The sequence below is a fragment of the Flavobacteriales bacterium genome (assembly GCA_013001705.1).
Classification (GTDB): Bacteria; Bacteroidota; Bacteroidia; order Flavobacteriales_D; family JABDKJ01; genus JABDLZ01.
Window position 1 is genome coordinate 1 of record JABDLZ010000072.1, and the last position, 6,302, is coordinate 6,302.

General features: G+C 49.0%; 7 protein-coding genes. 2 read left to right on the forward strand and 5 right to left on the reverse strand.

All coding sequences use genetic code 11. The features are described 5' to 3' along the window. From HKN79_02860 to mtaB, 3 genes are all read right to left on the reverse strand, one after another. Nucleotides 1–539 (reverse strand): inositol monophosphatase (locus HKN79_02860; protein ID NNC82491.1); only part of this gene is annotated, 539 nt, incomplete at its 3' end. Then, on the reverse strand, nt 526–1,713 hold the full coding sequence (locus tag HKN79_02865; protein NNC82492.1) for a diacylglyceryl transferase: 1,188 nt from the start codon (nt 1,711–1,713) through the stop codon (nt 526–528). The genes HKN79_02865 and HKN79_02860, both read right to left, overlap by 14 nt. Before the next feature lie 5 nt (nt 1,714–1,718). Further along, a complete protein-coding gene (gene mtaB / locus HKN79_02870) occupies nt 1,719–3,038 on the reverse strand; it encodes a tRNA (N(6)-L-threonylcarbamoyladenosine(37)-C(2))-methylthiotransferase MtaB (GenBank protein NNC82493.1) in 1,320 nt (439 codons plus the stop codon). 104 nt (nt 3,039–3,142) lie between these two features. Here mtaB and HKN79_02875 point away from each other — a divergent pair, with 104 nt between their 5' ends. Beyond that, a complete protein-coding gene (locus HKN79_02875) occupies nt 3,143–3,928 on the forward strand; it encodes a TerC family protein (GenBank protein ID NNC82494.1) in 786 nt (261 codons plus the stop codon). A gap of 35 nt (nt 3,929–3,963) precedes the next feature. Then, entirely contained in the window at nt 3,964–5,160 is a 1,197-nt protein-coding gene (locus HKN79_02880) for a DNA/RNA non-specific endonuclease (protein ID NNC82495.1), read from the forward strand. Nucleotides 5,161–5,168: 8 nt separating this feature from the next. Here HKN79_02880 and HKN79_02885 read toward each other — a convergent pair whose 3' ends face one another. Next, the gene (locus HKN79_02885) at nt 5,169–6,086 is read right to left on the reverse strand and encodes an SDR family oxidoreductase (protein ID NNC82496.1); all 918 of its coding nucleotides are present in this window, start codon (nt 6,084–6,086) and stop codon (nt 5,169–5,171) included. Continuing rightward, nucleotides 6,083–6,302 (reverse strand): phosphoadenosine phosphosulfate reductase family protein (locus HKN79_02890; protein ID NNC82497.1); only part of this gene is annotated, 220 nt, incomplete at its 5' end. The genes HKN79_02890 and HKN79_02885, both read right to left, overlap by 4 nt.

Genomic DNA, 6,302 nt, shown 5'->3' on the forward strand with positions numbered 1-6,302 from the left:
GTGAAATGCTTCAATATCTGGAAGTATTCATCCTGACGCTCGAAGTCATCATAGGGAAAACCTGTGGCGATCAGACTTTGAAGTAACTCCCCGCACTCTGAGACCTGTATGGAACTATCATTCATAAAAGCCCCTCCGTCCTTTATAGCGTGGAAGCACTCCTGCGCATTGGGCTCATAGATGACCCCCAGCAGGAGTTCATCCTTGTCAATCAAGGCCACACTCGTGCAGTACATAGGTATCCCATGCACGTAATTGGTCGTGCCGTCCAAGGGATCGATAATCCACTGATAGCGGTCGCCCACTTTGTCACTGGTCCCTTCTTCTGCGATAAATCCGGCTTCAGGTACCAGATCCCCAAGGAAGTTCACGAATCGAGATTCTGCCTCTTTATCTACATAGGAGACGAAATTGTTGAAACCCTTGGTCTCTACATCACTGGATTTGAAGTCGATACGCTCATTCTTCATCCAATCTCCGATTCTGCGGCTGATCGCAACTACTTCATCTCGGAGAGTGTCCAGGTCAAGTACTGACATCGACAGAAGGTCTTTTACGCATTACCCAGATGAATCCGATCACCCCGATCAAGGTGATGAGAATGGAAATGTACTCGGCCTGTGTGAGGGATAGACCCAAGAAATCGATCTTCTCATTGACGCGGATCTTCTCGATGAACCATCGTTCGATTCCATTGAATGCGAAGGTCAAGAAGAATATGGCACCTATTGCTTTGAGGCGTTTTCGCAGCACCCAGAGGATCAAGAACAGACCCACGGCCATCAAGGTCTCATAGATGGGCGTAGGCCATACAGGTGGTACCAGATGAGTCCCGTATCCTTCGAAGATGGTCGCCTCATCCGGTAGTGGAACACCCACACCGTTCACATTGTTCGGATAGTCGTATGCCCACATCCAATCAGGAAGCCATGAGAGACTATTGGGCTTGGCTGCAGTATTGACAATCCCCCAATCCCCATCTCCTGATACCTGACAGCCTATCCGTCCGATTCCATATGCCAGAAGAAAGCCAGGAGCCGCTGCATCTGCTCCCACGAGCGGAGGGATGCCGTTCTTAGAGAAATAGCGTAGCACACCGATGGTACCCAGAATCAGGCCGCCATAGATGGTCAATCCGCTCAAGACACTGTTGACGGAGAAGTTGGTGAAGAAGGTCTTGATATGATCGGGATCTTCGAAAATGAAGAAGAGCTTTGCCCCAATGAATCCCCAGATAGCCGCTTGAACTGCTAGATTATTAGCATGTTCTCGAGCAGGAACCATATATTCCTCTTCCGTTTCAGTCGGATATTGGGATTTTTCGGATTTCCACTCCCTGTATCTCAGGTAGAATAGCCCTGCTGCACCTATCAGACCTCCGATCATACTCCCTTCACTGCTGAATAGATAGCTGGGTGCGTCAGAGAGTACCGAAGAATCGAATACGAGATAGATCAACTTGTATCCGATTATGAAGCCGATCAAGGCACTTGTCACATAGGACATTATACTGGGCGGTACACCGCGATTCACCTTTTTCTTTACCGGCCGTATAAGCCCCGACTTGGTCTTTCGCTCTATCTCCTTGCTCAAAGTCCAAGCAGCAGCGATGAATGCGAGCACTACGAAGAATCCGAAGGAATTGACCAGTTTCAGGAAGGGGAGGTCAAGGCCCAATAGATCTTTCAGGGCATGGTAAAGGGTTGGATACATACAGCCTAAGTCAGAATTTTTTCCTGCTCCAAGGATACGCATTCATATACTCCATCGCTATTCAGCTTGTCCAAGCGTACATCGATGATCTGATTGCCTTGCTTAGGGTCGTAGGGTAGAGAAACCTTGATATAGTTCTCTGTGAAACCATGCATGCGTCCATCGATAGCATTGTCCTCCAAGAGCACCCGCATGGTTCTGCCTTGATATTTCTCATAGAAGGCACGCTGCTTCTTCAGGGAGAGCATACGTAGGATCTTATTGCGTTGTTGACGTATGCCCATGTCCACTTTCTCAGAAGAACGTATTGCGGTGGTATTTGGACGTTCGGAATAGGTGAATACGTGTAGATAGCTGACATCAAGGCTCTTAAGGAATTCAACGGTCTTCAGAAATTCATCTTCCGTCTCTCCGGGATAGCCCACGATCACATCCACCCCGATACAGGCTTCGGGCAATACGGAACGGATGTATTCGATTCGGGATCTATAGAGTTCCGTGTCATATCTCCTTCGCATGGCCTTGAGCAGGGTGTCGCTTCCGCTTTGTAGGGGAATGTGGAAATGCGGCATGAAACGATCAGAAGCAGCCACCGTATTTATGATCTCCTCGCTCAGTAGATCGGGTTCGATGCTGGATATGCGCAGCCTGTGAATGGAAACTTCTTGATCCAAGGCCTTGACCACATCGATGAATCTTTCTCCTTGATCATTCTTGAAATCACCGATGTTGACCCCTGTGAGAACGATCTCCTTGATGCCTTGAGCGCTGATCTCCCGAGCATTCTGTATGACCTGAGTGACCGATCCACTGCGACTTCTACCTCTGGCCAGGGGGATGGTGCAGAAGGAGCAGAAGTAATCGCAGCCATCCTGGATCTTCAAGAAACTTCGCGTACGGTCACCTGCGCTCCAAGATGGGATGAATTCTTTGGTCTCCTTGATATGAGAGTTTCGTATCAAGGTCTCCAAATGTTTTCTGGAAGGATCGATGTACTCGGCAATGTTGAATTTCTCGTTGGCTCCCAGAACCACATCCACTCCATCGATCTCAGCGATGGTGCTGGGCTTCAACTGGGCATAGCAACCCACCACAGCGATAAATGCCTCCGGATTGTGCCCCAAGGCCCTGCGTACGATGTTGCGACACTTCTTGTCCGCTTGTTCTGTGACAGAGCAGGTATTGATGACATACACGTCCGCACCGTTCTCGAAATCGACCCGTGCAAATCCCTCATCGCTCAATTGCCTGGCAATGGTGGAGGTCTCTGCAAAATTCAATTTGCATCCCAAGGTGTAATATGCTGCGGTCTGCTGATGATTCAAGGGCTGCAAATTTAGCTCTATCAGCTCATTTCTCCATGTGGAGGAACTCCATGACGAGTCGATCTTTCTGAATACCGTAAACTTGAGCTCGAAAAATCTGTGCTATGGAAATATTCATGAATCCGGATGTCTGGGTGGTCCTGTTGACTTTGGTCTTCTTGGAGATCATCTTGGGAATAGATAACATCATATTCATCTCCATTTCTTCCAGCAAATTACCTGAGGCAGAAGGGAAGAAGGCGACTAATATCGGTCTGATATTGGCCATGGTCCTGCGTTTGGTATTGCTGCTCGGTATCAGTTGGTTGATCAGCATGCAGGAGCCTTGGATCAGTGTGGATTGGGGATGGATGAGTGCGGGCTTTTCAGGGCAGAGCATCATTCTTTTGATCGGAGGTCTATTCCTGTTGTACAAGAGTACCTCAGAGATACACGATAAGGTGGAAGGAGATGGACATCATAATCTGGACAGCACGGCCAAGGGCAAGAGCTTCAGTTCGGTGATCGTGCAGATCACGATGATTAACATCGTCTTTTCATTCGACTCCATACTCACTGCAGTGGGTATGACCAATGGGATGGAAGGGGCTTTGATGCTGATGGTCATTGCCGTTGTGGTCTCGGTCATCATCATGCTTCTCTTCGCAAATCCAGTAGGGTCATTCGTCCAGAAACATCCTACGGTCCAGATGCTCGGTCTGAGTTTCTTGATCCTCATCGGATTCATGTTGATCGCAGAAGGCATGCATCTTGCACATGCCGAGGTCATGGGAAGGGAAGTAGGCGTGATACCGAAGGGATATCTATACTTCGCGATCGCCTTCTCCTTACTGGTAGAATTCCTCAATATGCGCATGCGAAAGAACTCAACACCTAGTTCAGCTCAATGAGTGTAGCAAAGAGATATATCCTTCCATGGGCTTTGATGGGACTTCTAAGTCTTCAATTGAAGTCTCAAGAAATCATCCCCGAGGTAGAGCGCTTAGAGACTCAGATAGCGCACCATGAGACTATGATCGATTCTCTTCAGATGAGGATCGAGCACTTGAAATCCGAGGTGCTCCTGAACGACTTGCACAGAAGTGGCCTTCCTTCAGAGGAGTATATTTCACATTCGGCCATGGTGGTCTCATTCGATGCATCCTCACGTCAAGCGGCCTGGGTCGCACATATCATCTCACCTGATATCGCTAAGGGTGGCTTTGGCCGTACCAATGATTTCCGGGACGACCCTTTGGTAGAAGGTGATGCGGTAGAGGCCGATTATTTCCTCAAGGAACTCCAGCCCGACAGCAGCTATGTCTATGACGGATTCGGCTACGATCGAGGTCACTTGGCGCCATCGGCTGATTTCAGTTGGAACCGTACTGCACTTTCTGAGAGTTACTTCTACTCGAATATGAGCCCCCAGCATCCGGATTTCAATCGGGAATCTTGGGCAGAACTCGAAGCTACGCTTCGCGCCTATGTCCTCCGGAACGAGGTGCCACTCTATGTGGTCACTCTACCTATCATAGATGCTGATGCTGAGCGCATAGAACGCGGTGTCCATCAATTGCCCATACCCCAGCGCTATGCCAAAGTGGTCTGGGATGATGTACATGGGAGAGGAGTGGCATTCATCATGGATAACAGACCGCTCGATGGCCACAATTCGGATCATGCCATGAGTATCGATCGGGCCGAAGAGATCACCGGCTATGACTTCTTCTCTGCACTGGCTAGTGATGAACAAGAATCTCAGATGAACATCTCCGACTGGTTTCCTGAATCCACCTGGGATGGTGTGGAGCCTTTATATGCTCCTTCTCTACCACCCGGACACATCAATACCACACAGGCCAAGCGGTGGATGGGGTCTCAAGACAAGGTCAGGGTATGCGGCACTGTGGTGAGCACACGTTTCAGCAGCTCAGGTAACTATTGGCTCAACGTGGATAAGAAGTTCCCAAATACGGTCTTCAATGTCTATGTACGTAAGAAGGACTTCAATAATTTCGATGGAATCCATAAGGAGTATCTCCTGAATGAGAAGGTATGTTTCAATGGGAAGGTGACCTCCATGTACGGACTACCCAACATGAACATTGTGAGGCAGGAGCAGGTGAGCCTGATGGATTGAGTCTTTACTCAGAACGAGAAGTGATCTCGGAACTCGATCAGGTCCTTCTCCAGATCGACTGAGGTCCTTGGTGTCCATGGTGCCAGTTGCGACTCCGTTCGGATTTGGATCTCACGCATCTTCATGTTCTGATCGATGAACAGCATCTCCATCTCTGGATAGATATTCTTCAAGGTCTGAGCGATCTCATTGACCTTGAGATTCATCTCTACCAAGTCGAATGTCCCAGATGTAATCCTCTCTGTAGCCATTTTAGCAAAAAGGTCAGCGATGCTTCTGATATGGATGAATGCACGGTATTGTTCTCCGCTTCCATGTATCACGACACGACCTCTGAAATGTGCATCGAAGAGTAGGCGATTGATCACCGTGTCGAATCGCATACTCTTGCTGAATCCGTATACGTTTCCGCACCGGAGTATCTGAGAATCATGACCAGTAGCTATCAATCGCTCGACATGCTCCTCGGCCCTGCGTTTTGAGATGCCGTAGAAGGTCTGCGGGTTGGGTATGTCACCAACTCCTACGGGCTCTAGATGACTACCATAGATGGACGAACTGCTCAGATGTGTCAATCGAGAGGTGCCGACCTCCTCGATGGCATAGACCAACTCTGCCGTACCCCAGTGATTGACCTGCTCGAAACTGTGGGATAGTTGATCGGAGAATGGAGAGATGACTCGGGCCGCACAATGGATGACCCAGTCTATGCCTTCGAGAGCCAGTTTCAGATTACGGGAGTCCAACAATTCACCTTGGATGAATCGGACCTTTCCGCGGATCTTATCCCTATTCAAAAAGAGGTTGTAATTCGGTCTGCTCAGATTGTCATAGACCACCACTTCATGGACATCTGAAGAATCAGCCAGTGTCCGTACGATCTCCGAGCCTATGTATCCGGCTCCTCCAGTGACCAATATTCTCATCTCAATCCTTCTTTTAATTCCAAGTGCAGCCCACACTCGGTCTTATTCATTCCAAACCATCGTCCATCGCGCCCTGAGGAGGTGTCTATGCGTATGGTGCAGGGTTCACAGCCTATGCTGAAATAGCCTTTTTGCTCCAAAGGGTGTTCTGGCAGGTCATGTGCCATGCGATACTGATAGATGTCCTTGTCGGTCCAGTAGAGCAGGGGATGGAAA

What these genes read in the sequence shown, in the direction of transcription:
- HKN79_02865 (NNC82492.1), bottom strand. Translation starts at nt 1,713, where the DNA reads ATGTATCCAACCCTTTACCATGCCCTGAAAGATCTATTGGGCCTTGAC.
- HKN79_02875 (NNC82494.1), top strand. Translation starts at nt 3,143, where the DNA reads ATGGAAATATTCATGAATCCGGATGTCTGGGTGGTCCTGTTGACTTTG.
- HKN79_02880 (NNC82495.1), top strand. Translation starts at nt 3,964, where the DNA reads ATGGGACTTCTAAGTCTTCAATTGAAGTCTCAAGAAATCATCCCCGAG.
- HKN79_02885 (NNC82496.1), bottom strand. Translation starts at nt 6,086, where the DNA reads ATGAGAATATTGGTCACTGGAGGAGCCGGATACATAGGCTCGGAGATC.